Below are 17610 nucleotides of genomic sequence, written 5' to 3' on the forward strand. Positions count from 1 at the left end.
CATGTTATAATTTTGAGCTGGGTTACATATAAAAGCTAAATTAAAGCAGTAAGGAGCGCTACTCATGTTGTATTTTAGATCACCTATAGTTGAGTTAATGAAAAAAGTGATGAATACAGATGATGATTCTGAGTTGGCAAGAGGAACTGTGCTTAGAGTCGAGTTAACAAAAATGGGAGTGGTAGGGTTCGATCATTTTGGTATTTATGCTGGAAACAACAAAGTAATTCACTTTAGTGAAAAAAAGATAAGAAAAGAGCCGTTAAGCAAGTTTGTTGAAGATGCAGGATGGTTTAATGGAAATCATGTTGATGTTATGAGTTTTTCAAGAAAATTTGTAGATTATACTTCGTTAGAAGAATCTTATTTGAGAGCGAAGTCATGTTTAGGCATGACAGGCTATGATCTAGTAGATGCAAATTGTGAACATTTTGCATTATGGTGTCGTATGGATGAAGCTTTTTCAGGACAAGCTTTTGGAAGTAATTCAAAATTATTTTCAAAAATGGGCGGCACCGCTGTGGGTGCGTTGAATATTCCGAGATTAGTAGGTAAAGCATTTAACAAGCTAGAAATGGAAAAAAGTCGATCGATTTGTATTGATAATATAATTGATATTTAATTATTTTAAGAAATAATAAGTAGTTTGTTAGCAAGTGTAACCCACTAAATTTACAATTCTAATATACAAAGGTGGGTTACGCCTTGCCTTCATTCTCTACAAGAATTTGACAAGTCTAACGCCACCCTACGCCAATCAGCAAAAAAAGGAGACTAGATTTAATCAGAAACCTTTATAAAGACCTACACGCTAACCCACCTCACGCTCCAACACCATACCGTCGAAATACCCCCGCATACCACAATGTAATCTTCTATATCTATTGTCCATATCTCTTAATAATAACTGAGTGTTACCTTTATAGAGCGCTGGGTATAAGCGCAGCTCAGCAGCTTCACCCTGCTGATCATCGCTAATGACCCAATGATTCTGTGACCATATAGCTTTGCTCTCACCAATATCACAAGTATGACCATTAGTAAAAATGAAAACGCCATCAATAATCGACAGATAGGGCTTATTACTGACACTATTAATCGATAACGTATTTATGACCTCTCCTGTATCATCCCAACGCGCCATTTCTGGATTGTACATTGAAATTTGAGAAGCTTTAGAAAATTTACCAAAGGCATTCTTGCTCGGCAACTCAGATTGATTTAGCTCACTTGCATAGTTCCAAGCCACGCCGTAATTAGCCTTTTCTTCGACATATTCTTTATATTCGCGAATTAGACACTTGGTCTCTGTACAAGTATTGCGCTGAAACTTGAGCCATGTTCTTTGGTCAATAATGAGGTTGTTTTTATAGTCTTTATCAGACGTATCAGCAAGATTTTGTTTATATTTTTCTGCCATAGTTTCATCAAGCTTAGACAGCTCAGGATTTTTGCAGATAGTTTTCTCTACCCAAGCAGCGGCACTATTGCAGTCAAAACTGGCTGAATTTGCAGGAGTAGAGAATAGGCAAGCTGCTAAAATACTTATCGTAGCTAAAGCTAATTTTTTCATAATGTTCTCGATATGGATCTTCATTGTATTTAAGTAAAGCTAGTATGCATAAAAGAGTCTATCTTAAACTCAACTACCAACTACCAACTACCAACTACCAACTACCAATATTTTCCATTGAAATCCACGGCTCAGTAGGGTCTAGACGCGCGCCGTCTTGTAGTAGCTCAATTGAGATGTGGTTAGGGTCTTTCACGAACGCCATATAGCCATCTCTAGGTGGTCTTGATAGGGTAACGCCAGCATCCATAAGGGTTTGGCATAGCTCATAGATATTATCCACTCTAAAGGCAAAATGACCAAAGTTATTGCCATTGCTATATTCTTCTTCGTCCCAGTTATGAGTGACCTCAATCTCTGGTGCACCCTCATGAGTCGCTAAGAAATACAGGCTAAATCGTCCTGATTCGGAGTCCTTTTTTCTAAGCAGTTTAAGACCCATGAGATCACAGTAGAAGAACAAAGTTTCTTCTAGTTTATTGGTTCTAATCATGGCATGTAAATATTTCATAAAACACCTTATACTTTAAGATCATAATACTGGGTTAAAAATTCAGCCTAAGCCAAAATTCACAATCGTCAAAATTTATCACTGTATTTGAAAACCCTAATCTTGCATTTCACCAATCAACCACTGTTCAAAGTCATTAATTTGTGCTACTAATTCAGGCTGTGCTTTGCTTAATCTATCAAGCTTAGCTGTAATATCGCTCTTATCATATTTGATACCAGTTAACGTCTCTTTTAATAAGTCAATTAGCTCAACATTGAGCGCATCTGAGAAGATGACGACTTCTTCGATTACGGCTTGTCTAACATCCATATGTAGATCAATCAGACCCCACTCAAAGCGCGTTTCAATGCGGTGGCTAAACTCAGGCGTTTTGCCAAAGCGCCAGTCCCAATCGGCCATTTGCTGATAGTACTTATTTAAAGCAGGCTGCTTGGCGAGGCTGGCTTCATCCAAGGCTTCTGTTTCTACCGTTTGACCATAATACTCACAAAACGCTTCGATAATAGCGTCAGATAATACGTCATGATTGATACCTTCGTTAAACTCTTTTAGGTTAGCAACGCGAGAACGCACGGACTTAATGCCTTTTGCTTTTAATTTTAGCGGGTGCGGATTAAGATAGTCGCCAAGCTTTTGCATATCAGCGTTGACCAGCAAAGTGCCATGATGAAAGCTGCGGTCGATAGCATGTTTAAAGGCGCTGCCTGATATTTTCTTGTCGCCGACTTGCATATCATTACGACCTGATAGCTCAGCGTCTATGCCTAGCTTTTTTAATGCATTGACAATAATCGTAAAGTTTGCGGTTTGGTCGTAATCGGCTTTGGGTGATAAAAAGGTGAAGTTGGTATTGCCCAAATCATGAAACACCGCACCACCGCCACTCTGACGCCGTGCTAAAAATACATCGTCTGCTTCCATCTTATCGGTCTTGCACTCAACCCAAGGATTTTGCGAGCGTCCGATAACGACCGTCTCGCTATTGCGCCATAAAAATAGCGTATGTGAATCAGGATCAAGGGTGTTAAATATCCAATCCTCAGTGGCGAGATTAAACCAAGGGTTGGTGACAGCGGATTTTAGAATGCGTAATTTCATTATTTATCCTTTATCTAATTGGCTATAAATAGGGAAAGTTAATTGCATGTGAGCAACCAAATTAGACTATGTTACCTCAATGTGGAAATTAAAACTTAATATGCGATTTTGGAAAAACCAGAATTTTGTTATTGGTATTTAGGATGCAAAATACATCTATCTAAAAAGAAGAGCAAAATGGCTGATTGAATACCTAATGAAAAGATCGCAACAATCCTCTCAGAATAGGCAAGGGTCTGTAAAACTGGTGATGCTATTACCACAGACTATAAAGAAGAAAGAGTGGATATTGAACTGTCTGAAAACGATGAGATCGTGCGAATCTGGCTGAGATAACAGATAATGTGATAGAGCTTAGATGATTAGGGTTAGCAGTATTACTTAAGATTCTACCTAAAATCTTTTCCTAGAATGGTTACCATATTACGCTGCAATTAGCCTGCGCTAAAACTTATTGTGACTATGAAAAGTAGTCAATAACTTATGGCATTTTGGGAAATAAAGACATCTCGTAAGTATCGGCATATCTTATAAGATATGCCGATACTTACGAGGTGTCGTTGTGGATGCTTAATAAACTCTAAAATAGAAAGAAGGGGAAAGGGTTATATGCTGGTATCGCGCATTCCGCTTCTTCCGCGATCATTTCAGCGTCGCTCATTATATCGGCTTTACCTATAAATAAATAAACTGAACCGTAATAGTACATTTGGGTTTCGGCATCGCCTATATCTTCAGGGTCAACATCAAATATTTCAATTTTACACACGTCATCTTTTTGGTAGACGTAGTATTCTGTATCTGCTTGAACAGAAGTGGAGAAGATACTAAACAGCGCAATTAGTGATAATAATAGGGTTGTCTTTTTCATAAGGATGCTCCCAGCTAAATAATATTTAGCACAAGGCTAGATGAGGTCATACCTAATATTCAATAAGTATCTGCTAAAGTAACCTAACAGTATCAATCAAAATATACTAATAAACGAATATTAGTTATTTTTCACTATACACTATTTTATCTATATATTCATAAGCATAATTAATAGGATAAGCGCTTCTAATATTGTTAGAATTGAAACGTAATTCATTACTTTTAAAATATTCAGGGCGAGACTATGACAACTGCAAGCACATATGGTTTACATCATTTATTACTCCCTAATAATGACGGTCTTTATGGCGAGTTCGGTGGCAAGATCGGTCATCCTGAATTGGCAAAAGCCATGGAGGAGATCGAGGTAGGGTTTCGTGAGATTATCAAAGAAGACGACTTTATCGTAGAGATGAAACGCCTGCGTGAAACTTACGTAGGCAGACCGAGTCCGATATTTCATGCCAGACGTTTAACCGAGTATTGTGGCGGGGCACAGATTTATTTTAAGCGTGAAGACTTAAACCACACTGGCGCGCACAAGATTAATCACTGCTTAGGCGAAGTACTACTCGCCAAAAAGCTGGGCAAAACCAAAGTCATCGCCGAGACAGGCGCAGGGCAACATGGCGTGGCGTTGGCAACCGCAGCCGCGCTCATGGGTCTTGAGTGTGAGATCCACATGGGCGTGGTCGATATCGAAAAAGAACATCCTAATGTCAGCCGCATGAAAATATTAGGGGCCAAAATCGTGCCAGTATCGCGTGGCGCAGGCACGCTAAAAGAAGCGGTCGATAGCGCGTTTGAGACTTATCTTGGTGATTTGGACAACAGCATGTTCGCCATTGGTTCAGCACTCGGGCCAGCACCTTATCCTGAAATTGTCAGTTATTTTCAATCGGTCGTCGGTCGTGAGGCGCGTACGCAATTCTTAGAAACGACTGGTAAATTACCTAATAAAGTGGTCGCCTGTGTTGGTGGCGGCTCTAATGCGATTGGTATATTCAGTGGCTTTTTGGGTGATGAGAGCGTTGAAAAGGTCGGGGTAGAGCCTGCGGGTGAAGGCTTGGATACGCCCAATCATGCGGCGACGATGACGCTGGGCGTAAAGGGCGAGATTCATGGCTTTAAATGTTATGTGCTGCTAGATAAAGACGGCGAGCCTGCGCCTGTGCATTCAATCGCCTCAGGTCTCGATTATCCAGGCGTTGGCCCGCAGCATTCACTACTAAAAGATAAAAACATGGCGACTTATGAGTCTGCAACGGATAGCGAGTGTTTGGATGCTTTTATGGCGCTGTCACGCCTTGAAGGTATTATCCCAGCACTTGAGACTGCGCATGCCATTGCCTATGCGATGCGAGTGGCAAAAGATATGTCATCTGATGATACCATCTTGGTCAATTTATCAGGGCGCGGCGATAAGGATATTGACTTTATCTTGGATAAGGTTGAGTTGTAGGCCGCCTTTTTGAACGAGTGGATTAACAATAGCGTAATCCACTCTGCGTTCATTACTCTGTAGTTTCATCCGTACAAAACAAACCATTAAAGCAGTCCTTATCTCCAATTTCATCCCAGATTGAAGGTATCCGTAGTGCTTTGTCTAATTGATAGCGTGCGATAGCCCAATGACCTACTTCACGACCCTCTTCATCTGTATTTGGAGCAGGATATTTTTGCTGACGCTCGCTATCAGGTAATGCCAAAAAATTCAGAAATTTTTGCGCATCCTCAGCTAGAATGCTATTAGGATGTTTTGATAGTTGCTGTATCATTTGCTCGTCTTCAGGCATCATAAACTCACGAATAGCATCATCTGTCCACTGAGTATTTTCTGCACCAAAGAAAATGATATAGCGATAAAAATCCAATAAGTATCGGGCATCTTTAACCCTGTAGCCATCAGGGTACTGCTGAATATAATTTTCCCAAAAAAGAGCTCGTTTGATTAAGTCTTCAAAAGAAACTGTAACTGAAGCATCACTCCAAAATGTGTCTTGATTATCTATTGCCATACGTTGAATAAAAGCACTTTGATCTTCACGTAGGTAAGGGGTAAAAATGTCAGCCATTGCTTTTAAGTTATGAGTAAAAGAAAAGTACCCTTCACCTTCATCATAGATACTAACATCCGTATCGTTTTTAACAAGACCAACCAAATACTGATCGCGTGGCGTTAACGTCTTTAACTGTGCTGAGGATAAGCCCTCACCATAATAAAGCTCATAAATAGCACCGTTAAAAGTCTCAAGGTTCAATTCTGAATCCAAATCACTGGCTAAAAACCGATCATACATCGCCTGATAGCTTTTCAGTAACGTCACTACCTCAGCATTATTAGCGGTAGGTAAGCAGGCTTTTAGCTGATCTTGAATACCGTAAATAGCTTCGATTTTACTGTCGCTATCGACTTTTTGCATAGTTTGACTAAGTGCTATACAGTCTTTTGCCATTATGGTTTTGTCGTTAGATACTTTTGATTCTGAGGGGGTAGTCATTTTTACTGGTAGCTTTATCGTTGGCTGTTTGGTGACTTGAACAGCAGGCGTGTCAGCGATTTCAGCTTTTGGCTGGCAAGCACTCATTGAGAGCAATGTGCTCAATAATATTAAGATGAAAGTATATTTTTGCATAGGTCACCCTTTACTGACATACAGACTACTTTGCACAGTATAAGTTATTTTTTCGACTACCATCTCGTTGTGTGGCAAAGTTATTAGGATCGATCAAATAGTTAACGACTTGATTATCGACACAATAGCTCAAATCCGCTAGCGCCAAAGTATGTCCATCACTACGACGAGTCAATAATGTGGCATTTAGATATTTTTGCATCATCTGCGCATTGATATAAGGCGTCGCAGGATCGTTAGTTTGTGCAACTAATAACAGTGGCGGTGCCGATAGCTGCATCTTTGGAATATGCGGCACATCACTACCCGCTATAGGCCAATAATAGCAGGCATCTAATATCTCTTCATCATTAAATTCGCGATAATCATCCCAAGTGAGCTGCGCATCGATACGTTTTATCTCATCAATATAGTCCATCTTTTTATCGTTAGTTGGTGCACCATCAGCACAGCTAATCGAGGCAAAAGTCGCATAATCGACGTCGTTCTTTGAGTCGTCAATAAGGGTTTTGAATAGCTCAAAGTCTTTATTATTAATACTAACCAATAACTCATTAAGCAGTGGCCACTGCTCAGGCCAGGTTAGCAAATCGCCTAATACCCAAGACATATTCATAGTCGAGATAAGCTGATGGTCTAAATCATAGAGTTCATTGTTTTCGATATATAGATATAACTTAGCGAGTTTGGCTTCAGCCTGTTGTACGGTACTCGTATCTGCAAAATAACACTCTGTCTGCTGGCGACAAGACTGGACAAAGCGCTCAAAGGTTCGTTGAGCCTCTTGGGCTTGATTATAAGCCACTTGTAAGTCAGTTTCGTTGAGATTGACGATACCATCAAGGACACCTGCTCGCAGATGGGTTGGGAACTTTTCAGCATAGAGCGCGGCGATTTTGGTGCCGTAAGAGTAGCCGATTAGATTTATTTTTGGCGCATCTATGGCCTTGCGTATGGCTTCTATATCATCTACTGCGTAGTCAGCGCCCAATTGCGCCAATAGATCATTGGGCGTGTGCTCCCAGCAGCCTTTGGTAAACTGCTCTACATCCTCTGGAAACAGCATTCTCGCGGTGGTGCTACATTTGACCGTAGGCGTGCTTGGATAGACACCGCGCGGCGCGTAACCAATGATATCAAAGTGTTTGGACAGCTTGGCATAAGCGGCAGAGTCAATAGCAGAGACATCTAGCCCAGACTGTCCAGGCCCACCAGAGATATTTATCAGTGTACCGAGCTTATCCTCATCAGAGCCAGTAGCGGGCAGGCGTGATAATGCCAATTTAATAACCGTTGGTTTATCCATCGTTTCGAGCGCTTGTTGCAACGGTACCTCGATAGTAGCGCACTCTAATGAGTCGGTTGCGACATAGCTTGGGAACCATTTGGCAAAGCTCAATTGCGTACAAGGTTGCCAGTTAATACCCTCTTTACTATAAGTAGAGCGCTCTTCATCTGTGGTCTTTTGCTGGGTTAACGGTGCGGTGGTTGGCGCACAGCTACCACAAGCAAGGGTAGTCGCTGTGAGTAAAGTAATAGAAAGCAGTTTAGAGAACATGGAGCAATTAGACCTATAAAATAGCAAGTTTGACTTAAGTTTTTAGATAGCGATGGCGAGTATTATAGAGATATAACTGGCGAATACATCAATTATAAATATTATTTTAATATAGCTTATCATTGATTGCAGGTTATTGATTTAATTTATATTAGTATTGTATTTTTATAGCCTTTGTTTGCTCAAATTGATTAAAGTTAGTTTGGCTAAGGGCGGATAGTTCTACTGACAAGCATTATAAGAGCAAGAAAAATCTGACAAACTAGTGGGTTGATGCCCAAGTAAAGTTGGGACGTTAAGTCAGTAAGTGTTCGTTTGTAACTGTAAATTGAATAATTTTATGCACCCCCTATAAACAGATGATCTAAAATAATTTTAGACATCAATAATAACTAAATCACTAAGGCGCATCATGACACACGATATATTATTTCAACCCGTTAAAATGGGCACGCAAACGCTAAAAAACCGTATTATTATGGCACCCTTGACGCGCCTACGGGCGGTTGAGCCAGGTGATGTCCCTACAGCATTAGCAGGCGAATACTATTCACAGCGCGCAGCAGGTGCAGGTCTAGTCATAACAGAGGCGACACAAGTATCGTTTCAAGCCAAAGGCTATGCTGGCGCGCCCGGATTGCATACGCAAGATCAAATGACAGCGTGGAAAGTAATCGTCGACAATGTCCATGCCAAAGGTGGCAAGATCGTCGTTCAGCTCTGGCATACTGGTCTGGTCGCTCATGATAGCGTCCAACCTGATGGCGGGGCACCAATCTCCGCATCAGATGTCGATGTCGGTGCGCGTACCTCGTTACGTGATAGTGACAATAAGGCCATTCGCGTTGAAACCACACCACCGCGCGCCGCGACACTTGCTGAGATTGAGCAAGTCATCAAAGACTTCGCTGATGCTACTAAAATGGCAAAACAAGCTGGCTTCGATGGCGTAGAAGTACATGGCGCACATGGCTATCTGTTGCACCAGTTTTGGGTTGAGCAAACCAATAAGCGTAGTGATGAGTACGGCGGTAGTCGTGAGAACCGCGCGCGCTTGACTCTCGACGTTATCGATGCCTGTGTTGAGGCGTGGGACAAGGATCATGTAGGTGTGCGCATCTCGCCACAGGGTACATTTAACGCGGTAGAGGCAGGCTATGATGAAGACGATAATATTTGGATGGTTGAGCAAATCAATAAGCGTGATTTGATGTATTTGCATCTATCTGAGCCTGACTGGGCAGGTGGCACGCCTTATAACGATGGTTTCCGTCAGCGTATCCGTGCTGCCTTTGATAATATGATTATCGCGGCGGGCGGCTATACGGCGGACAAAGCTGATAAAAATGTCAAAGCAGGCTATATCGATGCGGCAGCCTTTGGGCGTGATTATATTGCCAATCCTGATTTGGCTGAGCGTATTCGCGAAGGCAAACCATTAAACGAGCAGCATCCAGAGACTTTTTATGGAGGCGGTGCTGAAGGCTATACAGATTATCCTTTTTTAGCTCAAAAACGTGCCTAAGTAGACGTTGAGTACTTGTCTTTATAAAATAAAAATTCACTCTATTATTATAATAGGGTGAATTTTTTAATATAGCAGGATGGTTTGTTGATGCCACGAAACTATCTTCTTTAATTTCACAAATTTTATAAGGTTAAGATGGTTAACACTTATTGAGCAAAATAACTGCGCATATAAAATAGCGTTGCACAAGTTGTCATCAATACGCAGATATTAGAATGTAGTATCAGACCACTTCACCGCAAACAAAACCACTAGCCCACGCCCATTGGAAGTTGTAACCACCCAGCCAGCCTGTGACATCAAGCACTTCGCCAATGAAGTACAGCCCATCTTGTAGATTGCTTTGCATCGTTTTTGAGGAAATCTCGTCGGTGTTGACACCGCCGCGAGTTACCTCAGCGGTGCGATAGCCCTCAGTGCCAGAAGGTTTGAGTTGCCAGCCATTAATCGCTGACCCAATCTCTTGTAAGCGCTCATCTTTAATATTAGCCAGCTCAGTCTCCTTTACCTCTTCCCATAACATAGTTTGTAGCGCCACTAGCAGCTTTTTGGGTAGCTGATTATCCGTATTCTCTGCCAGCACAGTGCGAACGAGTTGCTTGGGATGTGATTTCTTATGCGCTAATAATAACGCGGTAATGTCAATGTCAGGTAATAGATTGATCTCAATCATCTCGCCCGTTTGCCAGTAATTGGACAACTGTAGCATCGCAGGGCCAGATAGGCCACGATGAGTAAAGAGTAGAGGCAGCTTAAAGGCAGTACGAGTATTGCTGGCGACAACAGGTAAGCTAATACCAGACAGAGCACGCAGGATTTCACCGGTTCTATCGGTAAAGGTAAACGGCACGAGGCTGGCATCAGTAGTCAGTAATTGATGACCGAACTGCTGTGCCAGCTCGTAACCGAGGCCGCTAGCGCCCATCGTTGGGATAGATAGCCCGCCAGTGGCAACCACTAATGATTCGCAGCTGTAATTGGTTTGCGATGTTTTACTCTGAGCTGCGGTATCATGCAGCTCTTTCTTACTGAGTTTTTTACTCGTGAGTAACTGAAAGCGTTTGCTGACATCTTGCCTGTGATCTGAATTGGGTGTTTTAACCTGATCGACTTGCGTATTGAGCTTGACTTGCACACCAGCGGCGCTACATTCATCCAGTAGCATAGTGACGATATCTTGCGCTGAATCATCACAAAACAGCTGCCCATGTTCGCGCTCATGATAGGCAATCTTATGCTGCTCAACCATAGCGATAAACTCCCAGCTCGGATAACGGCTGAGCGCTGATTTACAAAAGTGTTCGTTTGCGCCGATAAAATGCTCAGATTCGACAAAGTAATTGGTAAAATTGCAGCGACCACCGCCTGACATGAGGATCTTCTTGCCTACTTTATTGGCGTGATCAAGCACTAGTACACGGCGGCCTCGGCGACCAGCAGTCAGTGCACAGTATAAGCCTGATGCGCCAGCACCAATAATAATGACATCAAAATGATTACTAATAGACTTGCTAATTGTTGACTGATTATTCACGGAATGACGGTCTCGCTTTACGGGTACTGCTTGGTTTGGTGTTTGACTCATAATGATAACTTCTGGCGTAAGTTCAGATGGGTAATAGGAGGTTTCTAAATTATATCATGCCAGCGTTAGGCTCTATCTATGATTGAAATATTTTCTTTAATAATGAGCTCTCAACGCACGCTGACTTTGAAATTTATGATACCTCTCACAATAACAAATTAAACAATAATAAATTAAGAATACTGAAGAGGTTAGTAATGGACACTTCGTTACTACGTTTTTTGTGGACAAGTTATGTTTGTTTCTATAAGGTTGAAGTATAGAAGTTGTTAACTAATACTAGCGTAGTGCTTTTTTACCTTACTACTTATTAATATTATAAAAGTTTTAAATTGAAGCACTTAGCGTCTCAGAACCACTCAGGTATATAAACTCAGTTCGTTAGAGAATTTACTTGAATGGTTAAGTTAAACAGCTTATTTAAATATTGTCACGGATGACAATACTAAGATGAAAGGGAATTTATGGATATCCTACAACTGCTAATCAGTGGTATCGCTAACGGTTGTATTTACGGACTACTAGCACTAGGTTTCGTTCTGATTTACAAAGCCTCTGAGGCAGTCAATTTTGCCCAAGGCGACATGCTGATGCTTGGCGCCTTTTTAGGTATAGCCTTTATCAATGCCGATGAAGCAAACCTGCCATTTCTATTAGGTATCACTTTAGCTTCCATTATTATGGGTGTATTCGGCTACCTGCTAGATCGGTTTGTGCTACGCGGTATCTTTGGTCAGCCGCAGTTCGCTATGGTTATTTTGACCATTTCGATCGGCTTTTTGATTCGCTTTGGTGCTGGTGTGATTTGGGGGTATAGTCCAGTCTCATTACAGACGCCATTTTCGGGTAAGATGCTAGCGCTAGGCTCACTCAGTATCGCTTACGTCGATATCATTATTATCATCTCTACTATTGCCTTAACCTCCGTTTTATACTTCTTTTTTGCTCATACTAGGCTCGGTATCGCTATGCAAGCGAGTAGTCAAAACCAGATGGCGGCTTACTATATGGGCATTCCTGTCAAGCGCGTCAATGGTATCGTTTGGGCATTGTCAGGTGTTGTCGCAGCTCTTGCGGGTATATTATTCGCAGCCAAAGGCGCCATCGAGCCTTCCGTTGGATTACTATTCGGTATCAAAGCTTTTGCCGCTGCTGTGATTGGCGGGTTAGGATCTCTACCAGGTGCTCTTGCAGGTGGCTTATTGATCGGGGTGATAGAGCCTTTTGCCAGCCGTTATCTACCGTTAGGCCTGAGCCAGATTGCGCCTTATGTGGTGATGTTAATTGTGCTAATTGTACGTCCTGGTGGCATTTTCTCTCAGGTTAAACAGAAAAAAGTATAGTACGCGTTTTGGATTAACAGCATAGCTTGCGCTTAGTAACAGCGCCGAACAGATTTATAATAGGTTGTCAGCTTTGACTTTTTGATAACTTAGCACATTTTATACATTCATACATTCTCAAGGATGAGTACTGTCAATGAAAGCCCAGTTTAAACACAGCTATGATCAAGATATTAATATCTTTGAAGATAAGCGCCAGCTTTTCAAATATGGCATTCTTATCTCTTTACTCCTATTGGCACCTTGGCTGCTGAGCAACTATTATATTAGTGAGCTTAGTGCTATTTTGATTTGGTCCATCTCAGGGCTTGGTCTGATGCTATTGACGGGTCATACAGGACAGGTCAGCTTAGGTCATGCCGCCTTTATGGCTATAGGGGCGTTCAGTCATTTAGCGCTCATGAGCCGAGGCTGGAATTTTATACCCGCTCTCATTGCTTGCGCACTCATCACAGGTGTGATTGGCGCCTTGATTGCTCGGCCAATTTTGAGAACGAGCGGTATCTATTTGGCGATTGCGACCTTAGCGCTTAGTATTATCATCGAAGACATCGCTATCGTTGCCGAACCCATTACTGGTGGGATCTCTGGTACTTTTGCACCGCCTATTACTATGTTTGGCTTTACCATTGATCGCTATATTACGCCAAAAGCGTTTTATTACTTATGTCTAACACTCGTTACATTAATTACGCTTGCTTACGTCAATCTACTGAGAAGCAGCACGGGGCGCTCCTTTTTAGCTATTAGAGATAGTGAAGTATCTGCGCGTGCGCTAGGCGTCAATGTACCACAAGCTAAGACCCTAGCTTTTAGCATCTCTTGTGCGATTACCGCTATCGGCGGCGCTATGTACGGCCATTTTGTACAAGCGGTCAACTACGAGAGCTTTACCGTTATTATCTCTATCACTATCTTATTGCAAATTGTCATTGGCGGTTTAGGCTCCATACATGGCGCATTTTTTGGCGCGATTGTCGTGGTGCTACTACCGCAAGTCATCGCTATTTTAGGCGACACTCTTGGTCAAAGTGCTATCGCTGGTGTTACCAGTATCCCTGGTATCGATACCGCGTTATTCGCCTTGGTCATCGTGATAATGATTATCTACGAGCCACGTGGTATATACGGTATATGGATAAAAGTGCGTACGTGGTTCAGGATGTTTCCGTTGTATCGAAAAGGGCTATTTCGTCGCTCCAAAACTTACCTTAAAACGGAGCGTATGCGATGAGCTTATTACAAGTAGAGTCATTATCTATCTCATTTGGCGGTGTCAAAGCAGTCGATAACATCAGCTTTGAGGTAAACGAGGGTGAGATATTTACTATCGTGGGTCCCAATGGCGCGGGCAAGTCGACTATTTTTAATTTGATTAGTCGCTTGTATGAGCCACTAAATGGTCGCATTACTTTTGATGGTACTGACATCACAAGCTTGCCTGCGCACGATATTGCCAAACTTGGCATTGCTCGCACCTTCCAGAACATTGAGCTGTTTGATCACTCAAGCGTGCTACAAAACCTATTGATTGGTCGTCATTCTCAGCGCAATACCTCTTGGATACAAGAGATGTTATTTTTACCAAAGGTACGTCAAAGTGAACGTGATCATCGTTTGCATGTCGAAAAAATCATAGATTTTTTGGATTTAGCGCCTTATCGAGATCAGCTGATTGCAGGTTTACCTTATGGTATTCGCAAAGTCGTCGAAATTGCTCGCGCATTGGCAGCCAATCCCAAACTTATTTTGCTCGACGAACCAGCATCTGGTCTGAGCGTGGAAGAAACCTCTGAGATGGCATGGTGGATTGAAGATATGCAAAAGGACTTAGGGTTGACTATTTTGATGGTAGAGCATGATATGAGCTTAGTCAATCGAGTATCAGATCGAGTGCTAGCAGTAGCTGAAGGTAAGTTCTTGGCTCAAGGTACTGCAGCTGAGGTTCAAGCAAATCCACAAGTCATTGAGGCTTATCTCGGACAGGAGGCTATCTGATGCAAGGTATAAAAAAACCAGTGTCATCGGCAGCGCCTGCCACTGAGCTCAAGCTAGTTGATTCAGAAGTGCCCAATAATGTGCTTGAAGTCCGTAATCTTGAATCGTTTTACGGCCCTGTTATGGCATTAAGAGGTGTCAGTTTAGAAGTGCCAAAAGGCAAAGTAGTCACTATCTTGGGTGCTAATGGCGCAGGCAAAACCACCTTAATGAAAACGGTATCTGGCGTCATTAATCCTCGTAAAGGTGCCGTATGGTTTCAGGGTGAACGTATCGATGGTAATGAGCCTGATCGCCTAGTTAAAAAAGGCTTATCACATGTGCCAGAGGGCCGGGAAGTTTTTCCATTTCTCAGTGTCGCTGAGAACCTAGCAATGGGCGCTTATACACGTAATGATAAATCTGAAATACAACGCGACATCGAGATGATATATGACTATTTTCCCATACTAAAAGATCGCCGCGATCAAGCCGCTGGTACGATGTCTGGCGGTCAGCAGCAAATGTTAGCGATTGGACGCGGACTGATGTCACGTCCGTCACTTATGCTCCTTGATGAGCCTTCTCTTGGATTGTCACCATTATTAGTGCAAGAGATCTTTACTATTATTCGCAGGTTGAACAAAGAGCAAGGCGTGACGATTTTACTCGTTGAACAAAACGCTAGAGTGGCTTTGGCAGCCGCGGATTATGGTTATGTATTAGAGACTGGCCGTATTGTCATGGCAGGTTCAGCAGATAAACTGCTGCATTCTGATGATATTAAAGAGTTTTACCTCGGACAAACCAAAGATGACACCGCAGAAGCCACTCGGTGGAAACGCAAAAAGACTTGGCGGTGATAACTATGAATAATTCTACAGATACCTCGACTAATCCCGCAGATACTTCTACAGATAATCTGATTGAACCTTTAGCTGCTGATACAACCGACGTTGATATAATGCCAACAATACAAGCTTCGTCTTATGTCGAATCACCATCAGATAGCCATACTTCTGAGAGCAGTCATGATAATAGTCATGATAATAGTCATGAGATTCATAACGCACCGTACGATCATGAGCCTCAAATCTTAGAAGGCTGCGATACTCTAACTAAGCTTTGGCAACAAGTATGCTTGAGCCGAGGTACTAAAATTGCCCATCGTGAAAAGGACTTTGGTATTTGGCAAAGCCACAGCTGGTTAGACTACTATCATCGCGGTTGTGATATTGGTATGGCGCTCGTCGAGTTAGGGTTAACGAAAGGCGATACGGTTTCTATCTTGAGTGAAGACAATAAAGAGTGGCTCTATTGCGATTTGGGTGTCTGCGCCGTCGGTGGCATACCCAATGGCGTTTACACGACGGACAGTGCTGAGCAACTGGTATATATCATCAATGACAGCCAGTCTAAGTTTTTATTCGTAGAAAACGACGAGCAATTGCATAAGTTTTTGGCCGTTCGTGAGCAAATGCCGTCGCTTAAAAAGGTGATTGTATTTGATCGAAAAGGATTGCGTAGTCTTGATGATGATGACGTTATTTTCCTCGATGAGTTATACACGCTTGGACAAAGTGCGGATAACGCTTTAGAGCGCTTTAGTCATTACATTGATCAAAGCACGCCAAATGACGTGCGTACGCTTATCTATACATCAGGTACCACGGGCAACCCAAAAGGCGCAATCCTCACGCATGCTAATGTCTTATTTGGGCTAAAAACAAGCATTGAGATGATTGATGTAAAATCGACTGACGAGCAGCTGTGCTTTCTACCTTTATGTCATGTATTAGAGCGCCTTACCTCCGTTGATCTCCCTATTCATAGAGGATGTATCGTCAATTTTGCTGAGAGTACGGAGACGGTGTTCGAGAACATGAAAGAGGTGTCGCCAGATTCTTTTACAGCAGTTCCTAGGCTATGGGAGAAGATGTATGCCTCTATTAGCAATATGCGTAGTGATGCCAGTGCCTTTAACGGTTGGGCATTTGATCGCGCGTTAGAGGCGGGCAATGAGTATGCTGGTGTCGTAATGGCAGGCAATATACCAACCACAGGTCAAAAGCTTCGCTATCAGTTTTGGGACAAATTAGTTTTGCACAAAATTCGTGAGATGATAGGAATGTCTAATATCCGTCGTGCTCTCACGGGCGCTGCACCAATATCTTTGGATATCATTCGCTGGTTTCACGCGATAGGCGTGCCTATTTATGAGGGCTATGGTATGACGGAAAGCTCAGGGGTGATCTCACTGAACACCTCTGATGCACAAAGACCGGGTAGCGTCGGCAAACCACTGCCAGGTTGTGAAGTCCGTATCGCTGATAGTGGTGAGATACTGGTCAAAGGCGGTAATGTATTTGCAGGGTACTGGAATAAACCCGAAAAAACAGCTGAAGATTTGCAAGGTGATTGGTTACATACTGGTGATGTCGGCGAGCTAAAAGAGGGGTTTTTATACATTACAGGCCGTATCAAAGATATCATTATCACGGCAGGTGGTAAGAATATTACGCCTGCTGCTATTGAGAGCAAACTTAAATTCTCCCCTTATGTATCGGATGCTGTTGTCATCGGCGATAAGCGTAAATTTTTGACTTGCCTCATTATGATCGATCAAGAAAACGTCGAAAAATATGCGCAAGATAATCAAGTGATGTTTTCTGACTTTCGCTCGTTATGTCATGCGCCAGAAGTTATCGCCTTGATAGATGAGGTGGTACAGGCTGCCAATGAGACTTTAGCTCAAGTGGAGACCATCAAACGCTTTCGACTTATCGATGTACTTCTGAGCCCTGAGGATGATGAGCTGACGGCGACTATGAAGCTCAAAAGAAGTCTAGTTGAGAAAAAGCATCATACGCTCATTGAGTCTATGTATTAATCTATTTACCACCACATCAAACTGACAGCGACTTG

Annotated in this window: 16 protein-coding genes; 9 read left to right on the forward strand and 7 right to left on the reverse strand. The window is 42.5% G+C overall.

Annotation, left to right across the window (positions count from 1 at the left end; translation table 11 throughout):
* The first annotated feature begins 64 nt into the window (after window positions 1-64).
* On the forward strand, window positions 65-622 hold the full coding sequence (locus Q9G97_RS01160; protein WP_305899393.1) for a lecithin retinol acyltransferase family protein: 558 nt from the start codon (window positions 65-67) through the stop codon (window positions 620-622).
* A gap of 189 nt (window positions 623-811) precedes the next feature.
* On the opposite strand, the gene Q9G97_RS01165 is transcribed toward Q9G97_RS01160, so the two are convergent.
* The 3 genes from Q9G97_RS01165 to Q9G97_RS01175 all read right to left on the reverse strand — a co-directional run bounded on the left by Q9G97_RS01165 (window position 812) and on the right by Q9G97_RS01175 (window position 3185).
* Window positions 812-1573, reverse strand: a complete 762-nt coding sequence (locus Q9G97_RS01165; protein WP_305899394.1) for a lysozyme inhibitor LprI family protein — start codon at window positions 1571-1573, stop codon at window positions 812-814.
* 94 nt (window positions 1574-1667) lie between these two features.
* The gene (locus tag Q9G97_RS01170; RefSeq protein WP_305899395.1) at window positions 1668-2084 is read right to left on the reverse strand and encodes a VOC family protein; all 417 of its coding nucleotides are present in this window, start codon (window positions 2082-2084) and stop codon (window positions 1668-1670) included.
* 96 nt (window positions 2085-2180) lie between these two features.
* A complete protein-coding gene (locus Q9G97_RS01175; RefSeq protein ID WP_305899396.1) occupies window positions 2181-3185 on the reverse strand; it encodes a lipoate--protein ligase in 1005 nt (334 codons plus the stop codon).
* 255 nt (window positions 3186-3440) lie between these two features.
* Between Q9G97_RS01175 and Q9G97_RS13565 the strand changes: the two genes are divergently transcribed.
* Entirely contained in the window at window positions 3441-3521 is an 81-nt protein-coding gene (locus Q9G97_RS13565) for a hypothetical protein (protein WP_371747915.1), read from the forward strand.
* A gap of 244 nt (window positions 3522-3765) precedes the next feature.
* Here the strand turns inward: Q9G97_RS13565 and Q9G97_RS01180 are convergent, their stop codons facing one another.
* The gene (locus Q9G97_RS01180) at window positions 3766-4056 is read right to left on the reverse strand and encodes a hypothetical protein (protein ID WP_305899397.1); all 291 of its coding nucleotides are present in this window, start codon (window positions 4054-4056) and stop codon (window positions 3766-3768) included.
* A gap of 246 nt (window positions 4057-4302) precedes the next feature.
* On the opposite strand from Q9G97_RS01180, the gene trpB reads away from it, so the two are divergent.
* Window positions 4303-5520, forward strand: coding sequence for a tryptophan synthase subunit beta (gene trpB / locus Q9G97_RS01185; RefSeq protein ID WP_305899398.1), 1218 nt, complete (start codon window positions 4303-4305; stop codon window positions 5518-5520).
* A gap of 52 nt (window positions 5521-5572) precedes the next feature.
* Here trpB and Q9G97_RS01190 read toward each other — a convergent pair whose 3' ends face one another.
* Window positions 5573-6694: a hypothetical protein gene (locus Q9G97_RS01190; RefSeq protein WP_305899399.1), complete on the reverse strand. Its 1122-nt coding sequence runs from the start codon at window positions 6692-6694 to the stop codon at window positions 5573-5575.
* Window positions 6695-6719: 25 nt separating this feature from the next.
* The gene (locus tag Q9G97_RS01195) at window positions 6720-8252 is read right to left on the reverse strand and encodes an alpha/beta hydrolase (RefSeq protein ID WP_305899400.1); all 1533 of its coding nucleotides are present in this window, start codon (window positions 8250-8252) and stop codon (window positions 6720-6722) included.
* A 412-nt stretch (window positions 8253-8664) separates the two neighbouring features.
* Here Q9G97_RS01195 and Q9G97_RS01200 point away from each other — a divergent pair, with 412 nt between their 5' ends.
* Window positions 8665-9777 (forward strand): alkene reductase, encoded by a 1113-nt coding sequence (locus Q9G97_RS01200; protein WP_305899401.1) that lies wholly within the window; start codon window positions 8665-8667, stop codon window positions 9775-9777.
* A gap of 226 nt (window positions 9778-10003) precedes the next feature.
* Here the strand turns inward: Q9G97_RS01200 and Q9G97_RS01205 are convergent, their stop codons facing one another.
* Entirely contained in the window at window positions 10004-11284 is a 1281-nt protein-coding gene (locus tag Q9G97_RS01205) for an NAD(P)/FAD-dependent oxidoreductase (protein ID WP_305900241.1), read from the reverse strand.
* A gap of 545 nt (window positions 11285-11829) precedes the next feature.
* Here Q9G97_RS01205 and Q9G97_RS01210 point away from each other — a divergent pair.
* The 5 genes from Q9G97_RS01210 (at window position 11830) to Q9G97_RS01230 (ending at window position 17575) form a co-directional block, all read left to right on the forward strand.
* A complete protein-coding gene (locus tag Q9G97_RS01210; protein WP_305899402.1) occupies window positions 11830-12708 on the forward strand; it encodes a branched-chain amino acid ABC transporter permease in 879 nt (292 codons plus the stop codon).
* A 136-nt stretch (window positions 12709-12844) separates the two neighbouring features.
* Window positions 12845-13942, forward strand: a complete 1098-nt coding sequence (locus Q9G97_RS01215) for a branched-chain amino acid ABC transporter permease (RefSeq protein WP_305899403.1) — start codon at window positions 12845-12847, stop codon at window positions 13940-13942.
* Window positions 13939-14706, forward strand: a complete 768-nt coding sequence (locus tag Q9G97_RS01220) for an ABC transporter ATP-binding protein (protein ID WP_305899404.1) — start codon at window positions 13939-13941, stop codon at window positions 14704-14706. The genes Q9G97_RS01215 and Q9G97_RS01220 overlap by 4 nt, the downstream gene beginning before the upstream one ends.
* A gap of 80 nt (window positions 14707-14786) precedes the next feature.
* Entirely contained in the window at window positions 14787-15548 is a 762-nt protein-coding gene (locus Q9G97_RS01225) for an ABC transporter ATP-binding protein (RefSeq protein WP_305900242.1), read from the forward strand.
* A 5-nt stretch (window positions 15549-15553) separates the two neighbouring features.
* Complete coding sequence (locus tag Q9G97_RS01230; RefSeq protein ID WP_305899405.1) at window positions 15554-17575, forward strand: long-chain fatty acid--CoA ligase; 2022 nt, start codon at window positions 15554-15556, stop codon at window positions 17573-17575.
* Window positions 17576-17610 lie beyond the last annotated feature (35 nt).

The organism is Psychrobacter sp. M13, assembly GCF_030718935.1.
GTDB classification, from domain to species: Bacteria; Pseudomonadota; Gammaproteobacteria; order Pseudomonadales; family Moraxellaceae; genus Psychrobacter; species Psychrobacter immobilis_G.

Bases quoted from the DNA above. Each gene is read 5' to 3' on its own strand.
- Q9G97_RS01210 (WP_305899402.1), top strand. From the start codon at position 11,830: ATGGATATCCTACAACTGCTAATCAGTGGTATCGCTAACGGTTGTATT.
- Q9G97_RS01160 (WP_305899393.1), top strand. From the start codon at position 65: ATGTTGTATTTTAGATCACCTATAGTTGAGTTAATGAAAAAAGTGATG.
- Q9G97_RS01175 (WP_305899396.1), bottom strand. From the start codon at position 3,185: ATGAAATTACGCATTCTAAAATCCGCTGTCACCAACCCTTGGTTTAAT.
- Q9G97_RS01215 (WP_305899403.1), top strand. From the start codon at position 12,845: ATGAAAGCCCAGTTTAAACACAGCTATGATCAAGATATTAATATCTTT.
- trpB (WP_305899398.1), top strand. From the start codon at position 4,303: ATGACAACTGCAAGCACATATGGTTTACATCATTTATTACTCCCTAAT.
- Q9G97_RS01190 (WP_305899399.1), bottom strand. From the start codon at position 6,694: ATGCAAAAATATACTTTCATCTTAATATTATTGAGCACATTGCTCTCA.
- Q9G97_RS01180 (WP_305899397.1), bottom strand. From the start codon at position 4,056: ATGAAAAAGACAACCCTATTATTATCACTAATTGCGCTGTTTAGTATC.
- Q9G97_RS01230 (WP_305899405.1), top strand. From the start codon at position 15,554: ATGAATAATTCTACAGATACCTCGACTAATCCCGCAGATACTTCTACA.
- Q9G97_RS01165 (WP_305899394.1), bottom strand. From the start codon at position 1,573: ATGAAAAAATTAGCTTTAGCTACGATAAGTATTTTAGCAGCTTGCCTA.
- Q9G97_RS01170 (WP_305899395.1), bottom strand. From the start codon at position 2,084: ATGAAATATTTACATGCCATGATTAGAACCAATAAACTAGAAGAAACT.
- Q9G97_RS01200 (WP_305899401.1), top strand. From the start codon at position 8,665: ATGACACACGATATATTATTTCAACCCGTTAAAATGGGCACGCAAACG.
- Q9G97_RS01195 (WP_305899400.1), bottom strand. From the start codon at position 8,252: ATGTTCTCTAAACTGCTTTCTATTACTTTACTCACAGCGACTACCCTT.
- Q9G97_RS01220 (WP_305899404.1), top strand. From the start codon at position 13,939: ATGAGCTTATTACAAGTAGAGTCATTATCTATCTCATTTGGCGGTGTC.